The following is a 16,659-nucleotide window of genomic DNA, read 5'->3' as shown; positions in this document are numbered from 1 at the left end:
AGTGTCATGCCCATGCGCTTAGACCTCCCGTCGATACGGGCTGAGCATCCCCGCAACGCCGCACTGCTGGACTTCCTGCGGGCACAGGGCTCCCGGCCGAACGGGCCGGATGACTACGCGCTGGGAGAATGGCAGCTGCACACACATCCTGATCTCCTGGACCGGTTGGCCCAGTTGGCCCCTGATTCACCTCTGCATGCCGCCTACGGCGTCCCGGTCGTGGCCTACTCGGGCATCGCGGCCGCCGCTGCCCTGGGGACCTCGACCCTGCTGGTGCGCCTTCCCGCAGCACCCATGAACCTCGAAGCGGCCACACCCGTCCCGTCCCTGGCCGACGACGGATGGTGGGAAGTCGATGCCTGGCAGGGCAGGCTCCCTTCCGCCCAGGGAACCCGCAGGCTCTCCGGCGCCGTCCAAGGAGCCCTTGCCTACGCCCGGGACCGCACCTCGTAGCGACACATCATCAATGGCGCAGGTCAGGCAGCACGGCCACACGGCCGCCGGGAGTCGTCCCCGGTGAGCCCCATGTTTCTTGGGGGTGGTCGGGGCTGGGGACAGTGAGTGCCGCTGTGCTGGTCGAGCAGCATTCCCCGGCAGTGCGGAAACCCCCAGCCCCGCCTCCCCCGAACGATAGGAGCCCAGCTCAGAAGGCATCTGAGCTGGGCTTCAGCGGAGCCGCCCGCGGGATTCGCGGCGGGCCCGTCGGAGTCAGGCCGTCACTGCTTCGCCCCCGGCGTCTGGCCGCCCGAGGTCGGCTTGATCTGGACCCAGCCGGCGGTGCTGGGCACGCCCTCCTCGTTCAGGAGGAAGAGCATGTAGTAGCCGGGAGGAGCGGCGTTGGCCGACGGCGGTGCCTGGAGTTCGAGGAAGTTGCCGCTGCGGCTCTTGATCCGCAGGTCGAGGTGGCGCTGGCTGGTGTTCACCGAGTGGGTCGCGGTGGTCGGCGCCAGCAGGACGGCACGGGTGACGTCGGAGGCGGTGTTGCTGCTCACCGTGATCTTGTCGTTGTACCCGACGGAGGGGTTGAACACGATGCCGAGGTGGGGGCGGCTGCCCTGCTGGAGGTAGGCCGGCTCGTAGATCTCGATGCTGCCGTTCATGTCGTCGGTGATGTCGGGGTCGTTGGCGAGCTGCTGAAGCTCGTCACCGGTGACCATCACCCGGCCGTCCGGGAGCACCACGGCGTTGGAGTGGTAGCCGCGCGGCAGACGCTGGGCCGGGCCGAGCCGCCAGTTGCCGTTCTCGTCCCGCAGTTCGATCTGGCGGTACTTCAGGTCCGCGTTGGGGTTGTACGGGCCGTTGCCGTAGTCACGGATGTCGAAGGCGCCGTTGACGGTCATCAGGGTCGCGTCCGGCATGAGCAGGGTGTCGTCCTGGGTGCGGCCGAAGGCCCTCGCCTTCTCCTTGCTCCACTGGCCGCCGACCAGCTGATACGTGTTCGGGTCGTCCCGGTCTCCACCGAGTACCAGCACCGAGTCCGGGCCCTTGAAGCCGGCCGGGAGCGGCACGGCCGAGCCGTAGTTGCGCGGCATGTTGTCCGGTCGGGGTGCCAGGTCCGTCCGGGTCTCGGCGGCGGGGTCGAACTTCCACTGCTGCTCGGGGTTGCGGCCCAGGCCGTAGATCTTGCCGTCCCGCAGCGAGAAGAGGTGCGGGTAGTCCCGCTTGAACGGGGCGTCGGCCTTGAACCGTTCCACCGTCCAGCCCTCCGGCTTGTCCGTCTTGGCCGTGGGCACGGGCTTGTTCAGGGCGGGGAAGCGCTCGACGATCGGGGTGGGGGTGCCCCAGCCGAGTTCCGACTGGCCGGACATGATCAGCTGCCGCCCGTCCGCGCCGGTCACCACGGACGGGTACCACCGGCCGACGACCATGTCCTGGTTCTGGTACCACTTCTCCTCCCACGGGTCGAAGACGAGGGAGAGTTTCGCGCCGGTACCGCCGTTGCCGCCGAGGTTGCCGCCGAAGACACCGAGCATCCCGTTGGGCAGGAAGGAGTGACCGGCGCAGAAGAACGGCGCGGGGCGGGGCTGGTTGAGGCCGTCCGGCATGTTGATCACGGGCGGCGTGACCTTGGTGAACGAGCCCGGGCCGGTGCCCTTGGCCGGATCCCACAGGTATGCGCGGCCCGCGTTCTCCTTGCCGATGGTGTCGGTCGGGGCCGGCTCCTTCTGGGGGTTGCTCTCGATGCGCTCGAAGGAGAACAGCAGCACCTTGCCGGTGGGCAGCATGGCGATGTGCGCGGCGAAGTCCGGGGACTGGAAGTACTCCCGGAACCTGCCGGCGTCCAGCGCGTCGAAGTCCGCGTTGACCTTGGCCTGGGAGGCCGTGAGCGCCTTGAGCCGCTCGGTGCGGGTGGACTGCGGGTACTCGCCGACGGCCTTGATGGCCGCCCTGGTCATGGCGTGTTCCTCGGCGTGCTCCTTGCCGATGACCGTCGCCTCGTCCGGGTCGGCCTGCGCCCGGTCGGCCGAGGGGGCGTCACCGCCGTGCCCGTGGGCGGCGGCCGGGCCGGACGACAGCACGGTGAGTGTCAGCGCGGAGACGGCGCACGCGGAGATCGCCGCGTACAGCATCCGTCTGGACGATGGACCGGGCAGGTTCCTGGGGGACATGGGACTCCTTGCGAGAGAGAGTGCAGGGCGCGCAGCGGTGGCGTCGCGGCCGCGCCGCGTCACGGATCCGATGCCGAGTGCATGACGGGGGCACATGACACAGGCGCACGGCATAGGTACACGGCACGGGCAGACGACTACTCACAGTGTTCGCGTGCCGGACGGTCACTGTCGCGCGCTGCCGGGCAGGCGGGTGACCTCCCGACGGCCAAGCGAGTCAGAACCCTTGCGGGGCAGGGGTTCTGCACTACGACGCGAGGGCGGCGACGCGGCCGACCCGGAGGCGCCTCGATCTTCACGTCGATCACGTAGCGTAGTCTCACGATTACCATGCCAATCCTCTGGCATATGCGAAAGTCAAGGAGGAGACGTGACGGAAGATCTCAAACTGCGTCAGAGTGACGACATCCAGGGCGATGTGATCGCGGGCTTCAAGAAGGACCGCATGACGCTGCTCTTCCTCAAGTTCGAGGACCCCGCGCGGGCACGCACCTGGGTGAAGCGGCTCGCCTCCCAGATCTCCACCACCAGACAGGTGGCCACCTTCAACGCGGCGTTCCGCAAAGCCAGACAGGCCACCGGCGGCGACGACCCGAAGACGTTGAAAGCCACCTGGACGAACGTCAGCTTCACCTACGAGGGACTGAAGGTCCTCATCGGCGGCAAGGATCCCTTGCCCTCGGTGCGCAAGGGCGGCACGCTGGAGGCGTTCAAGGAGGGGTCCCACAAGCGCTCACTGGGCGACACCGGCGACAGCTCACCCGAGAACTGGCTGTTCGGGGACGGTAAGGGCCAGACCGTGCACGCCGTGATCACCGTCGCCTCCGACACCGCCGAGGGGCTCCAGGACGCGTTGACCGCCCAACGCGAGGCAGCCGCGCAGGCCAAGATCGTGATCGTGTTCCAGCAGAACGGCGCCACGCTGCCGGGCACCCGCCGCGGAAAGGAACACTTCGGCTTCAAGGACGGGGTCAGCGAGCCGGGAGTCATCGGCTTCGACGAGCCCGACCCGGAGCGGCCGGAGTACGTCAAGGACCACCCGGGCACCCGGCTGATCCCGCCCGGCGAGTTCGTCATCGGGCACGACCGGGTCGGCGGGATTCCCTACGACGAGATGCCCGAGTGGGCGGGCAACGGCAGCTTCCAGGTGGTGCGCCGGCTCGGTCAGGACGTCCCTGGCTGGTGGGCCCAGATCGCCGCGCAACTGAAGGTCCTGAGGAAGGCCAAGGTGGTGCCGGACGAGGCGACCACCGAATGGCTGGCCGCCCGCCTGGTGGGCCGCTGGCGCTCGGGCACACCCGTCGCCAAGTGCCCGCACGCCGACATGCCGGACAACGCCCTCGCGAGCCAGGACAACGACTTCGGCTACCGCAACGACCCGGAGGGGTTCATCACCCCGCTCTTCTCCCACCTGCGCCAGACCAACCCCCGGGACGGCCTCCAGGAGAAGCCCGGCACAGGACCGTTCCCCGAGAACCCGGTCATGGACCGACGCCGGATCATCCGCCGCGGCGCCCCCTACGGCGCGCCCTTCGACCCGGCCTCGGACGGCCCCGGCGGCCCCGACCACCCGCGCGGACTCGTCTTCGTCTGCTACCAGTCCGACCTCGTCGAGCAGTTCGAGTTCATCCAGAAGATGTGGATCAACAACGTCGACTTCCCGCCGAACCGCCCGGCGAAACCAGGCCCCGACCCGATGGTCGGCCCCACGGGCAAGGTCGCCTTCGAGAGCCCCAACGCGACGACGGAGCTGAGTTTCCATCAGTTCGTCACCACCGAGGGCTCGGTCTACGCCTTCGTCCCCTCGCTCACCACTCTGCGGCTGCTGGGCGACGGCCGCCTCACCGACAAGCTCCCGGACACGGTCCGGCCGACCGACGCCTTCCTGGCGATCCCCGATCGCCAGCGGGACCGGGGCAAGAGCTGGTACTGGGCGTACGGGACCGGCGGCGACGGACCGGTCTGCCGCACCATCTCCATCGCCGACGGCGACGAGCACAAGGACGTCGTCGAGCACCCCGACCGGCCCCTGTCCACCTGGCCGTGCTACGATGGCGTGTCGCAGGTGGACGCGATCCTCCCCGTGCCGGACGAGCAGCGCGTGGGCGGCCGGAGCCGGTACTGGCTGTTCCACACCGTGGAAGGCCGCCAGGTCTACCGGCTGATCTCGGTCGCGGACGGAGCGGAGTCAGGGCTCTCCCCCGACGCGGCAGCCGCCGTCGACCGGCCCGATCGGCCGATCTCGGCCTGGGCCTCGTTCAACGGAATCGCGCAGGTGGACGCCTTCCTGCCGGTGCCCGACATGCAGCGCCAGAACGGGAAGAGCTACTACTGGCTCTTCCACTCCTCCCTGGGGCAGCAGGTCTACCGGCTGATCTCGATCGCCGACGGCTCCGCGCACCACGACGTCATCGAACGCGGCGACCGTTCGCTCAGCCTGTGGCAGTCGCTGGCCGGCATCTCCCGCGTGGACGAGTTCCTCGCCGTGCCGGACATGCAGCGCATCAACGGGCTGAGCCTGTTCTGGGTGTTCCACCAGCAGAAATACCGGATCATCTCCATCGCCGACGGCCACGGGCACAACGACCAGGTCGCGGTCGAGGACCGCCCGATCACCCTGTGGAAGTCCCTGACCGCCTGAGGTGCGCAAGCGGCAGGCCAGGTCAGATGCTCCTAGGGGCGGGCCTGCTCATCCAGGAGGGCAGTCAAGGCGGCGGCGAACTGGTGGTATCCGGCAGTGATCGGGCTGGTTGTGTCATCCCCGTAGTGGGCGAGTCCTCGGGCCAGGCTTGCGCGAGCGGGCTCGGCTTCGCCTTGCAGGGCGTGCAGGGCCGGAACGAGGAGCCTTGCCCGGTCGGGGTTCGGCACATTGCCGCCTTCCCGGAGAGCTGTCATCAATGCTGCCGGGCTCGCGTGACGTCGTGCGAACGGCAGACCATGGGTTTGAACGAGGTGCCGCAGCTCTTCGGCGGCGGGTCGCGCATCGTCATCGGTGGCGACCCGCAGTTGCAGCAAGCTGTGACGGGACGTGAGGCAACCGACCGGCCGAGCGATCGTTGCCGCCATTCCGAGACGGGTGCCGAGGAGGTCTTCGACGAGTCGTTCGAGTGGGTCGTAGCGGAGCCCGACGACCGGGTTGACCATCAGTGGATGATGTTTTGAGGCGCGGTTGAGTCCGACCCAGGCATGGAATCCGCCGCCGAGGTCGAGGGTGTAGATGTCGCTCGTGTGCTTGCGCCATCCGGCATCGGTCATCCGTTCCCGTGCGGCGGTACCGAAGGCGGCGATCAGGTCGCGCATCATCGGCCCAGCCTAGTGATCTCTCTTCTGGCTGTCGGTGGAGGGCGTGTGGTCGCTGACGAACGCGCCGTCGTCGACTTCGTCACCACCGAAACGCCGCGGCTTCGTCCGCTTCGCCGAGCGCAAGCCTGAAGGAGATCAACTTCCGACCCGACCTGCTCGACGACTGCTTGCCGAGGCCGGACCTGGCAGGCTTGCCCAGCGCGGCGGCGTGTCGTCAGCCGAGGCTGTTGCCCCACAGGGACGTGTCGGTGCTCTTCAGGCTGGGCACGCCCCCGTACGTGCCGCCGTCGGCGGTGACGAGCGGGGCGGAGAGCTGGTCCTCCAGCAGCCCTTCGCGGACCCGCACGATGGTGCTCTCGTGATCGGTCCTGCCGGGCGTGAACGTCTTCCCGTCGATCGCCGCCTTCAGGTAGTACAGGGCGTACTTGGCGTAAAGATCGACCGGCTGGGACACGGTGGCGTCGATGTTGCCCTTGGAGATGTGTTCGAGCTCCCTGGGGACGCCGTCGTTGGAGACGACGAACACGTGCTCCTTGTCCTTCGGGCCGACCAACAACCCCTGCTGCTTGAGCACTTGGAGCGTGCCGGACAAAGCGAAGCTGGCCTGCATGTAGATGCCCTTGATGTCCGGATGGGTTGTCAGGTCGGTCTGGAGCTTCTCCGCGGCAACTCCCCCGTCCCAGTTGGTGGTCTCTCCGAACACCTTGATGTCCGGGTAGTTCGCCTTCATGCATGCGTTGAACCCGTCGGTACGGTCACGGCCGTTGATCGATGAGAGGTCGCCCTGGAGCATCACGACCTTGCCCCTGCCGCCCAGCTTGGTGCCGAGGTACCGGCACGCCTTCTCGCCGTAGGCGCGGTTGTCGGCGCGGACCACCATGTCGACGCTGCCGGTGTCGGGGCGGGTGTCGATGGTGACGACCGGGATCTCCGCCGCCTCCAGCTGCGCCAGGATCGGTCCGATGGCGTAGGTGCTCTGCGGGGCCATCACGATGCCCTCGACGCCCTGCACGATGAGCGTCTGCGCATTGGCGGTGAGTTTTGCGACGTCGTTCTGCGAGTTGGTGGTCTCGAGCGAGAGGCCGAACTGCTTGGCGTACTTGGGCGTGTATTTGATGTACGAGTCCCAGAAGTCGGTGTCGGAGCGCGGGTAGTCGACGCCGACCAGCGGCTTACCGCTCGATGCGCCCGTGGTGTCGGAGCCGCCGCTGCAGGCGCTGAGCAGCGCCAGTGCGGAGAGGGCACAAGCGGTGGAACAGAGGACGGATTTGAGCGTCATCGGTACTTCCTCGCGCTGGGTCCCGAAGCGCCTGCCCTCCGCCTCTCGGAAGGGGGCTGTGAAATCCCGGCCCAGTCGGACCATGAGGGAGACGGGCTCGCTCGGCCAGCAGATACATCTCATTAATCATATCGAGTTTGTTGTCTTATCTACCTAACAAGGTAATATTCACATTACGCATTTATCCACCTCTTCGCCTCTAGCGGCATGGACACGACATCCTGGGATTCCTCGAAGAACACCCGAGGGAGCAGAGGGTGAAGATCACCGTGAAGGGTGAGCGGGGCCGGTGACCCGAGAGCCGGCGTGATCGCGGGATCGCGGGATCGCGACGGCAGTGGGCAGATGGATCACGCCGGGGGGTGCCATCTGGAGTCGCTGGGGCCGATTCACGGGAGCAGGGATCTTGGTCCGTGGAGCCGCAATGGCCATGCACGGGATGGAATCGGCGGGCCCCGTCCGTCTCGCCTTCGATTCTTAGCCATCACGAACGGTCGGGATGGGGATTTCGACACCCTGGGCTCGGCTTGGTATCGCTGGTATCTTCGGTGTCATGACGGAGCAGAAGGCCATGAGTTTGCGCTTCCCCGACCCGGAGCAGCGGGCTGCGATCGCTGCCGCAGCGCGGCAGGAAGGGGTGAGCATGCAGGAGTACATCCTCTCCGCGGCCTACGATCGCGCCACCGCCGTGGAGGGCCGGTTCCTCGAGGCGTTCCGGGGCTCGATGGCGCGCAGCGGGGCGGTGTTCGCGGCCGAGTCGAGCATCACCGATCCGTCGGCGGAGCAGCGGGCCGCCGAGCAGCAGGCCGCGGCCCTCGAGTCGGAACAGCAGCAGGGGGGCCGGGCCGCGTGACCCAGCCTGGACCGCACCCGCTCGACGTCGCCTACCTGCTCCACGCCGCTGAGCTCCTGCCCGGTGATCCCCAGGTCGACGACCTCGGCCCGCTGTACGCCGCGGTGGCGCGGGTCAATGCCCGCGCCATGGAGCGGGACGTGTACGGCACGCTGGCCCTCAGGGCAGCCGCTCTGCTGCAGACCCTGGCCAAGCTGCCCTGTCTGGAGCATTCGAACGAGGCGTTCGCCTGGCACTCCACCGAGGCCTACCTCGCTCTCAACGGACGTCGCCTGGACTACGAGCCCAAGGACGCCCTCGCCCTCGTGCGCGACGCCGCACAGGGCCTGCTCGGTGTACCGCGCATCGCCCGGAAGCTGCGCGAGTGGACGGTCGACTGAGGAGCGGTCCGCCGGTGAGGCGAGCTGTTGGAGCTCAGCGCGCGTGTCACTCATCGCGGAGGGCTCGCGTAGTTCCGCAGCGCTGACGCACTGGGCCACGAAAGTCTCGGTCCAGTAGTTGGGCGGCAATCAGGAGACGGCGTGGCCGTGGGCCCACAGTCGGCGCAGGATCACCTACTCCACAGCCAGGGGCGTCATCGCCGTGGGGAAGTCGTGCATAGAACGGGGCCCATCTGTAGCGGGCGTGCCAGGTGATGCGGTTGGCCACCTTGGCCTGCTCGGCGCCGTGGGCTTCGCGCTTCACTCCGGGGCGTGCTTGCCCTTCAGCCCGCGGAGGCGGATCCGCTCCTCCTCGATCGGCTCGTCCATGACCCGAAGGTGGCGTTCGGGACTACTTCCCGGCCGGGGACGGTCACCTTGATGCGAGATCCGGGCTGACTCGCCCTGCGTACGGCCGATCAGCGGATGACCTGAACGTCGGCGACAACGTCCCTCACCTCAACCGCAACATCGCGCCCAGCGGGCATTGAAAGCGATGAATTTGGCCGCGGATCGCAGTCTCAGAGCCGTAGCCAACCGATCGGAGTGGAGATGGGCAAGTTGAATCAGGTGGCCGACGGCGTCTGGGTCCGGCAGAGCGAGTGGGTCTGGACCAATTCCGTCGTGGTGCGCGGGGAGGATGGGTTGATCCTGATCGATCCCGGCATCGATGGCGCCGAGTTGAACCAACTCGCCGATGACGTGGACCGGCTCGGCATTCCGGTGGTCGCCGGGTTCTGCACCCATCCCCACTGGGACCACCTGCTCTGGCATCCCCGGTTCGGCGACGTGCCGCGCTACGGCACCCGCGCCGCCGCCCACGTGGCCAGTCAAGCCCGAGAGCGGGCGCAGGCGATGGCGGCGGAAAGCGCGTCCGGCATCCCTCTCGACCTAGTCGCGCTGGTCACCCCGCTGCCCGCGGACGGCGGACCGGTGCCGGGCGAGATCATCGAGCACCAGGCGCACGCTGTCGGCCACGCCGCGGTCCTCCTCGCGGACCGTGGCGTCCTGCTCGCCGGCGACATGCTCTCCGATGTCCTGATCCCGCTCTTCGACTTTCGCCAAGACGATCAGGTGGGAGCCTACGAGGCCGCGCTCGACCGGCTGAGTGAGGCCGCCGGTCACGTCGAGGTCGTGGTCCCCGGCCACGGCGCCGTTGCCGAAGGTCCCGAGGTGGCGGCCCGCCTCGCCGCCGATCATGCCTATGTCGACGCGCTCCGGCGAGGAGAGGATCCGGTCGACGCACGTCTGGGGCCGCATGCGGACTGGCTCTCCGGCCCCCACCGGTCGAACCTGGAACAGGCCCGAGGGCGGTAGGGCCCGGGGTCCCTTGCGGGTCTGCCAGATCGACGTCCTGACGGAGCTGGCCGGCTACGCCGGGCCGAGTTTGCGGGCCCGGCGTAGCCGGCAGACGCGGACCTCCACGGCTGCCGCGGTGCGGCGCGGTGCGGTGTCGTTCGGGGCGGCTGGAACGGTCGGCAAGGCCCGCATCGCCCTCGGCTCACCAGCGGCGGACCCATTTGTGCGCAGCTCTTGGTGATGTCGCTGCTGGGCGCGATGTGCGCGGGGGCCGACTCCATCGACGACGCCAGCCGACTGCGGCACGGCGCGAGCGTCCATGACGCCTGGGTGGCCCCACTTTTCAGCGGCCTTGACAGCTGTTCCCCACCGGCTTCGGCCTGTCGCTCGATGCGGGTTCCGAAACCCACCGATGAGTTTCGCAAGGTGAGCCGGTCTACCCCGGCGTACACCATCGAACCTCGGACTGGAGACCCACCATGACCACTCCCGCACACGCCGGTCGCATGCTGTTCGTGAGCATCCCCGTGGCGGATGTCGAGCGCAGCAAGGCGTTCTTCGCGCGGCTCGGGTTCAGCTACAACCCGATGTTCACCGACGAGACCGCCGCCTGCATGCTGGTCGGCGAGCAAGCCTCCGTCATGCTGCTCAACCACGAGACGTTCGCGCGGTTCTCGAAGCTGCCGATGGCCGATCCCACCACGCACGCGCTGGCGCTCTACTGCTTCAGCGTGTCGTCCCGCGACGAGGTTGACACGGTTGCTGAGGCCGCGCTCGCCGCGGGCGGCTCGGAGGCGGATGGCCCCGAGGACGACGGCTTCATGTACTCACGAAGCTTCTTCGACCTCGACGGCCACGGCTGGCAGGTCATGTGCATGGATCCGTCCAGCACCTTGGACAGCTCGACATCCTCCACGCCCGCGAGAACGTGATCCTGCTCGGACATGCGCCCGCTGGGGCCGGTTGAACTCGCTCCGCGGGCCGCCGGCCGACACCCCAAGGCTTCTCCCGCGACGCTGAGGTGGGCGGTTGGGGGATCGAGAGGCTCGCCGCCTATCCTCGGGTTGTGCAGGAGCCTCAGGAACCGTGGAACGTCGCCCAGGCCCTGGTGGCGGCGTTTCCCACCCGTCTTGCCGGTGATGTGCGGAACGTCCTGGCGGCCATGCCGGACGCCAGGCTTTCGTCGGTGGAGCCCTTCGAGGTTGAGGTGCAGGGCGAGACCGTCGCCATCCCCTCGCGCATCTACAACGATGAGCCGGGCGTCGACCTGGCGCGGCCGCTGACCGGAACCCAGCAGGTGATTTTGCATTGTCTGTACTCCCGGCACAGTGATGGGCGGGTCCGCCAGCGCCACCTCGAACAGATCGTGGCGTCGAGGGAGCCGTGGGTGGTCCCCTTCGTGGTGCAGTTGGCCGGTGAGTACGTGCTGGAGATCCTTGACGTGATCGGGCGGGGGCTTACCGACCTCGCTGTCCCGGGCTCGGCCCAGCGCAGGCTCTATGGGGAGTTCATCGCGCGGAATCCAGCCTTCTTCGCACGCACGGAGCGACGCGTGGTGAGCTACTGGTCGTGCTACTAAGCGTCGGAGCACGTGGGCGTGCGGTGGCCGCGCCACACGCCACCCCCGTCGGTGGGCGTGGCCGGCGGGTTTGCCTGAGCGTGGTCGTCGCCCCTATCCGGCGAGAGCAAGGTTGCGCAGGCGAGCGATGCCGAGGACGGCTTGTTGTACGCCGTCGCCCTTGAGACGGCAGCCCGGGATCTGATTCGAAAATCGCTGCACGTTCGGCCTGCCCTCTCTCACGGCAGTGCGGGATGACGAGCCCGGCGCCCTGGCAGCCGCCGTCGGCGATGGCGACCGCGTGGCCCAGAGCGGGATTTTCCCCTTTTCCCATACTGGAAGCGCACACGGAGTTGCCACCAACTTAAGGTGCACTTCAGGTAATTGACAAGCAGTCATGTCGAAAACAAAGCATTTTTTAATGTGGAGCACAGCGCAAGGGGATGGAATTCAACTCACCAAACAAGCGCGGCAGAACTTCCCGAAACCCGCTTTTCGATGACCTGCGGGACCACATTCCAGCAGACCTCACTCAATTATTTCGAGTGCAAGAAAATGCGTTTAGGAAGCCCTGCCGATCCACACCTGAAGGGAATATCAAATTGCAGGCCAAAAACGCGCACCGCAGGTCGCAGGGCAAGCGCAGGAAGGCGATCGTGGCGGTGGCTGCGGCGTCGGCCGCGCTCCTGGGCGCGGTGTACGCCAGCGCGAACGCGGCGTCCGTGCAGGACCGCCCCTCTCCTCAGGCATCGGCGAGCACGAGCGCAGCCGTCTCGACCACGTCCGTCTCGGCCGTAGTGGAAGCGGCCGAGGCGTTCGTCGAGACCCTGGATTCCGACCAGCAGTCGGAGGTGCTGCTCGACTTCACCGAGGCGAACGCCACCGCCTGGTCGAATCTTCCGTGCGGTTCGACCTGCCGGGTCGGTATCGAGCTGAGCACGCTCAGCGACGAGCAGCTGACGGCCGCCAAGGCGGTGCTGAAGGCGGCGGCGAGCACCAGCGCCGGCACCGGGTACGACCAGATCACGCAGATCCTGGCGGCCGACGACGTCCTTGGTGAGAGCGCCAGCGGCTACAGCAGCGGCAACTACTACCTGGCCTTCCTCGGCACCCCGAGCACGGACGGCACCTGGCAGCTGCACTTCGGCGGCCACCACCTCGCGGTGAACCTCACCTACGCGGACGGGGAGGTCACCGGCACCACTCCGTTCTTCATCGGTGTGGAGCCGTCCAGCTGGACCGCGGACGACGGCACCACGTACGCACCGCTGGACGGAATGCGCGACGGGATGCTCGCCGTACTCGACAGCCTGAGCTCGGACGAGCTCACGGAGGCGAAGCTCTCCGAGTCGTTCAGCGACGTGCTGCTCGGCCCGGACGAGGACGGCCAGTTCCCGGAGACCAAGGAGGGCATCGCGGTCGGTGAACTGACGGACGCCCAGCAGGAGCTGGTGCTCGACGCCATCGAGCCGTGGGTCCAGGTCGCGGACGACGCGACCGCTGCCTCGCTGCTGAGCACGTACGAGTCGGAGCTCGACGAGACCTACATCTCCTACTCCGGCGGAACCGACCTGGACACCCAGGGCGACTACGTGCGCATCGACGGACCGGGGGTCTGGATCGAGTTCGTCTGCCAGGACGGTGTGGTGTACTCCGACCAGATCCACTACCACTCCGTCTACCGCGACCACACCCTCGACTACGGCGGAGAGTTCTCGTTCTGATGAACCGCCTGCCGATCTCACTGTCATCAACGCTGCGCGTGATGGCGGGGATCGCGGTGGCGGTAGCGGCGACGCTGCTTCTGGCAGCGCCGCCGGCCGCTGCGCATCCCATGCCTCACTCCGTGCTCCTTCTGGACGTGCACGAGACATCGGTGACCGCAGAACTGGAACTGCCGGTCGACGACTTCTCCCGGGCCAGTGGTATCGACCTGGCCGACACCACGGCCGCCGGGCTCCCGGCCAAGACTGCCGCCATCCGCAACTACCTGGCCGCGCATGTCCACCCCGCCACCATCCAGGGCAAGGCATGGACCGTCACCTTCGGTGGCATCACGCTGGGCCGGTCGGAGCAGACCTCCACCGGTACCTACCGCGAACTGACCGTCCGAGCCACGCTGACGCCGCCCTCCGGCGGCGACCCACGGCACTTCGTCCTCGGCTACGACGCGATCGTCCACCAAGTGGTCACCCACACCGCGCTGGTCTCCATCCGTCAGGACTGGGCCACCGGCCGAGTGTCCGAGACGGGCGAGGACGCCGCCACCCAGGTGGGCGTCATCCGCATCGACACCCGGAGCATGACGGTCCCGGACCTCACCATCGACCTGGAGAACGGAAGCGCCTGGAGCGGGACGTCCACCATGTTCCGGCTCGGTGCGACCCACATCCTCGCAGGAACCGATCATCTGCTCTTCCTGCTCATCCTCCTGCTGCCCGCACCCCTGCGCTCGGCCGACAACCGCTGGCGCGGGACAGTCGGCGCACGGACGGCCATCGGCCGTATCGCCCGCACCACCCTCGCCTTCACCGTCGGGCATTCCCTGGCCCTCGCACTGAGCGCCGTCGGCCGCCTCGACATCCCGGCCCAGCCCGTCGAGGTGTTCATCGCCTTCAGCATCCTTGCCGGCGCCGTCCACGCCATTCGACCGCTCTTCCCGGGCCACGAGGCCGCCGTCGCCGGCGTCTTCGGTCTCGGGCACGGCCTGGCGTTCTCCCTGACCCTGGCCGAGATGAACCTCTCCACCACCCAACTCGCCCTCAGCCTCGCGGGATTCAACCTGGGCATCGAGGGGATGCAGCTGCTTCTCGTTCTCCTGGCGCTACCCAGCCTGCTCCTGCTGTCCCGGCTGCCCAGGCACTCCCTCATGCGATGCACCTGCGCGATGCTCACCGCCGGCCTGGCCCTGGGCTGGCTGCTCGACCGCCTGGGCATACCCAACCCGATCGCCGCCGCCGCGGACAACGCCTCCACTCACGCCACCCGGCTGCTCCTCGTACTCACCGGCACCGCCGTACTTGCAGCACTACGGATGGGCCTTCCCCTCCTTCGCGAGGGAAAGATGAAGAAGGGACGGCTTGAATCGCACGACTCCCACAGGCCTGTAGTGACAGGCCGCGACGGCAACTCGATGGCACAGCAGGCCGGCCAGGCCGGATCGCAGGCCCGGTAGTCAAGAATCGCCTGGCGCACCGCCTGCTGCTCGGCCTCGGAGAGCACACAAGCGCCGTGCATCCCGAACCAGTGCACTCACGCCACGATCATGTGCTGAGGCTCAGTAGTTGTCACCGGCGTAGCCGGATGACGTGGCGAGTTGGATCGGTCGGACAGGAGGCGATGGTGAGCAGTGGGACCATCTGAGCGCCGCAGACAGCGCAGTATCGGCGATACGGGTCGGTGCGGCCCCACGGGGGCCAGCCCCCGACCTTCCAGCCGGGAGCGTTGGCCAGATTGCCGTCGTGGAACTCCGCCGGACAGTCCGCGTACGAGCTGTCCACGCCGCCGTCGGCTGCCTGCCATCTGCTCCAGTCTCCCAACGCCAGTCGCATCTCAGGGCCCAGATCTAGGCTGTTGGGGTACTCGGTGATTGCTTCTGGTGCGAGCAGACACGGCTCCGGCACATAGCCCGGCCAGTCCGCCTCATACGGTTCTGGCGGTGTGGTGAGGATGTCGACGACCGCGGCGGCGGACCGCCAGAACAGTGCGGTCGACGGCTTGCAATCCGGATCATGGTCGTAGGGGCACCAGAGAACCTGGAGCAGATCGGCCTGTCCGGGCGGCCGCAACAGGGGTACGTCGCGCAGATACAGTTGGGCCACGGGCACCATGGGGACCGGGCACTCCGCGGGCCACGGAGGGCCGGCGTCGAGTCGCTCCGCGAGCCTCGCGGCGTTCCGTTCCTTGATCGCCTCTTCCTCGGGCGTGAACTCGGGACCATGGGGATCATGATGTCGCCGGGCTCGCCTACGCCTCTCGAGCCGCACTTCTGCCGGCGGCCGGCGGAACCCACTGTCCACGTGCGCGCCTTCGCAGTGCGGCCACGGCTCCTCGGCCGACCACAGCAACGGCCCCCCGGACCGAGCCCTACACACCCCATCCGTTTCGGATCAGTAGTTGCGGTGTGTGATGGGGTGCGGATGCCCCCTAGCAGCCTAGTTCTGCGATGCCAGGGTGCGCAGGACGCAGAACTCGTTGCCCTCGGGGTCCGCCATGACCACCCGGTTTCGGTCGACGGTCGGCACCCAGGAGCCGATCTCGACCTTGCTCTCGCTCCGGACGGAGCAGGTCTGGGAGAGCAGGTTCCGGGTCCTCAGAGGCTTCACGCCTTGACCAGGGGTCACCCTCAAACAGAGCGTGTGTCATCAGGGTGATGGCGGCGATGGATGGCAGGAGAGGGCTATAGCTGTGTGGCCGTGTGGATCAGCCCGGCGAGGGCGAGGGAGCGGCTGTGCGCGGGCCAGGCGATGTGGGTGACGACGGGGGGTGCGTCGGTCAGGGGGACGGCGGTGTGCTCGGCCCACAGCCAGGCGCGGGCGGATTCGGGGAGGACGGCCGCGGTGCGTCCGAGGGCGATCAGCTGGGCCAGCTGCGTCTGGTCGTGGATCTCGGGGCCCGGGCCGGGTGGGTATGTGCCGTGGCGGGGCCAGCGGGCGAGCGGGAGATCGGGGATGTCGCTGATGTCGGCCAGGCACAAGGTCTTGCGGGCGGTGAGGGGGTGCCCGGCGGGCAGGATGGCGATCTGCCCCTCGGTCATCAGTTCCTCGCTGTCGAACCCGGCGAGGGAGTTGAACGGCTTGTGCATGAGCGCCACATCGGCGCGGCCGTCACGCAGCATTTCTTCCTGCTCACACATGCCGCTCGCCAGCACTTCGATCTCGGCGGCGTCGGGCTCGGCCGCGTAGGCGTCGAGGAGTTTGTGGAGCAGTTCGTGAGACGCGCCGGCTTTCACTGCCAGCACCAGGCGGTTGCGGGGGCCGCCCGGACCGTCGGCTCCACCGGCGCGACGGGTGCGGCGAACGGCAGCGGTGGTCGCGTCGAGGGCTGCGCGGCCCTCGTGCAGCAGTACCTCTCCGGCGCCGGTCAGGGAGACACCGCGGCGGTTGCGTTCGAGCAGGCTGACGCCGAGGCGCCGCTCGAGCTGCTGGATCGCCCGGGACAGCGGTGGCTGGGCCATGCCGAGGCGCTCGGCGGCGCGGCCGAAGTGCAGTTCCTCGGCGACGGCCAGGAAGTACCTGAGCTCGCGTGTCTCCAAGGTGTCCATGGCCACACCATACGTCAGTGATACCCACCGGGTATTACAGGGCACTGCATCGGTGTTGGATGCACAGCTCGTCCGC

General features: G+C 68.0%; 15 protein-coding genes and 1 pseudogene. 9 read left to right on the top strand and 7 right to left on the bottom strand.

The window, feature by feature from the left end; translation table 11 throughout:
* The first annotated feature begins 12 nt into the window (after positions 1 to 12).
* Complete coding sequence (locus tag ACIRF9_RS41040) at positions 13 to 453, top strand: hypothetical protein (protein WP_403833331.1); 441 nt, start codon at positions 13 to 15, stop codon at positions 451 to 453.
* Between the two features lie 263 nt (positions 454 to 716).
* On the opposite strand, the gene ACIRF9_RS41035 is transcribed toward ACIRF9_RS41040, so the two are convergent.
* Positions 717 to 2,609: a galactose oxidase-like domain-containing protein gene (locus ACIRF9_RS41035; protein WP_403833329.1), complete on the bottom strand. Its 1,893-nt coding sequence runs from the start codon at positions 2,607 to 2,609 to the stop codon at positions 717 to 719.
* Between the two features lie 370 nt (positions 2,610 to 2,979).
* Between ACIRF9_RS41035 and ACIRF9_RS41030 the strand changes: the two genes are divergently transcribed.
* Positions 2,980 to 5,250 carry a Dyp-type peroxidase gene (locus ACIRF9_RS41030; protein WP_403833327.1) on the top strand — a complete coding sequence of 757 codons (2,271 nt, stop codon included), beginning with the start codon at positions 2,980 to 2,982 and terminating at the stop codon, positions 5,248 to 5,250.
* Between the two features lie 32 nt (positions 5,251 to 5,282).
* On the opposite strand, the gene ACIRF9_RS41025 is transcribed toward ACIRF9_RS41030, so the two are convergent.
* The gene (locus tag ACIRF9_RS41025) at positions 5,283 to 5,912 is read right to left on the bottom strand and encodes a hypothetical protein (RefSeq protein ID WP_403833324.1); all 630 of its coding nucleotides are present in this window, start codon (positions 5,910 to 5,912) and stop codon (positions 5,283 to 5,285) included.
* 214 nt (positions 5,913 to 6,126) lie between these two features.
* Positions 6,127 to 7,191 carry a sugar ABC transporter substrate-binding protein gene (locus tag ACIRF9_RS41020; protein WP_403833322.1) on the bottom strand — a complete coding sequence of 355 codons (1,065 nt, stop codon included), beginning with the start codon at positions 7,189 to 7,191 and terminating at the stop codon, positions 6,127 to 6,129.
* Positions 7,192 to 7,744: 553 nt separating this feature from the next.
* Here ACIRF9_RS41020 and ACIRF9_RS41015 point away from each other — a divergent pair.
* The 3 genes from ACIRF9_RS41015 (at position 7,745) to ACIRF9_RS41005 (ending at position 9,780) form a co-directional block, all read left to right on the top strand.
* On the top strand, positions 7,745 to 8,044 hold the full coding sequence (locus tag ACIRF9_RS41015) for a DUF1778 domain-containing protein (RefSeq protein WP_403833319.1): 300 nt from the start codon (positions 7,745 to 7,747) through the stop codon (positions 8,042 to 8,044).
* Positions 8,041 to 8,424 carry a fic family toxin-antitoxin system, toxin component gene (locus ACIRF9_RS41010; protein ID WP_403833316.1) on the top strand — a complete coding sequence of 128 codons (384 nt, stop codon included), beginning with the start codon at positions 8,041 to 8,043 and terminating at the stop codon, positions 8,422 to 8,424. Before ACIRF9_RS41015 ends, ACIRF9_RS41010 begins: the two co-directional genes overlap by 4 nt.
* Before the next feature lie 591 nt (positions 8,425 to 9,015).
* The gene (locus ACIRF9_RS41005) at positions 9,016 to 9,780 is read left to right on the top strand and encodes an MBL fold metallo-hydrolase (RefSeq protein WP_403833314.1); all 765 of its coding nucleotides are present in this window, start codon (positions 9,016 to 9,018) and stop codon (positions 9,778 to 9,780) included.
* Between the two features lie 57 nt (positions 9,781 to 9,837).
* Here ACIRF9_RS41005 and ACIRF9_RS41000 read toward each other — a convergent pair.
* A pseudogene (locus ACIRF9_RS41000) lies at positions 9,838 to 10,102 on the bottom strand (leucine zipper domain-containing protein); the annotation flags it as partial.
* Positions 10,103 to 10,268: 166 nt separating this feature from the next.
* Here ACIRF9_RS41000 and ACIRF9_RS40995 point away from each other — a divergent pair.
* From ACIRF9_RS40995 to ACIRF9_RS40980, 4 genes are all read left to right on the top strand, one after another.
* Positions 10,269 to 10,694 carry a VOC family protein gene (locus ACIRF9_RS40995; protein WP_403833312.1) on the top strand — a complete coding sequence of 142 codons (426 nt, stop codon included), beginning with the start codon at positions 10,269 to 10,271 and terminating at the stop codon, positions 10,692 to 10,694.
* Positions 10,695 to 10,828: 134 nt separating this feature from the next.
* The gene (locus tag ACIRF9_RS40990; RefSeq protein WP_403833309.1) at positions 10,829 to 11,341 is read left to right on the top strand and encodes a hypothetical protein; all 513 of its coding nucleotides are present in this window, start codon (positions 10,829 to 10,831) and stop codon (positions 11,339 to 11,341) included.
* 581 nt (positions 11,342 to 11,922) lie between these two features.
* A complete protein-coding gene (locus ACIRF9_RS40985; RefSeq protein WP_403833307.1) occupies positions 11,923 to 13,044 on the top strand; it encodes a DUF3500 domain-containing protein in 1,122 nt (373 codons plus the stop codon).
* A gap of 122 nt (positions 13,045 to 13,166) precedes the next feature.
* Positions 13,167 to 14,495: a HupE/UreJ family protein gene (locus ACIRF9_RS40980; RefSeq protein WP_403833304.1), complete on the top strand. Its 1,329-nt coding sequence runs from the start codon at positions 13,167 to 13,169 to the stop codon at positions 14,493 to 14,495.
* A 112-nt stretch (positions 14,496 to 14,607) separates the two neighbouring features.
* Here ACIRF9_RS40980 and ACIRF9_RS40975 read toward each other — a convergent pair whose 3' ends face one another.
* The 3 genes from ACIRF9_RS40975 to ACIRF9_RS40965 all read right to left on the bottom strand — a co-directional run bounded on the left by ACIRF9_RS40975 (position 14,608) and on the right by ACIRF9_RS40965 (position 16,583).
* Complete coding sequence (locus tag ACIRF9_RS40975) at positions 14,608 to 15,141, bottom strand: hypothetical protein (protein WP_403833301.1); 534 nt, start codon at positions 15,139 to 15,141, stop codon at positions 14,608 to 14,610.
* A 333-nt stretch (positions 15,142 to 15,474) separates the two neighbouring features.
* Positions 15,475 to 15,645, bottom strand: coding sequence for a hypothetical protein (locus tag ACIRF9_RS40970; RefSeq protein WP_403833300.1), 171 nt, complete (start codon positions 15,643 to 15,645; stop codon positions 15,475 to 15,477).
* A 74-nt stretch (positions 15,646 to 15,719) separates the two neighbouring features.
* Entirely contained in the window at positions 15,720 to 16,583 is an 864-nt protein-coding gene (locus ACIRF9_RS40965) for a LysR family transcriptional regulator (protein ID WP_403833297.1), read from the bottom strand.
* Positions 16,584 to 16,659 lie beyond the last annotated feature (76 nt).

The sequence above is a fragment of the Streptomyces sp. NPDC096132 genome, assembly GCF_044763345.1.
Classification (GTDB): Bacteria; Actinomycetota; Actinomycetes; order Streptomycetales; family Streptomycetaceae; genus Streptomyces.
Note: the sequence above shows the minus strand (reverse complement) of the source record. Positions and strands in the feature narration are given on the sequence as shown.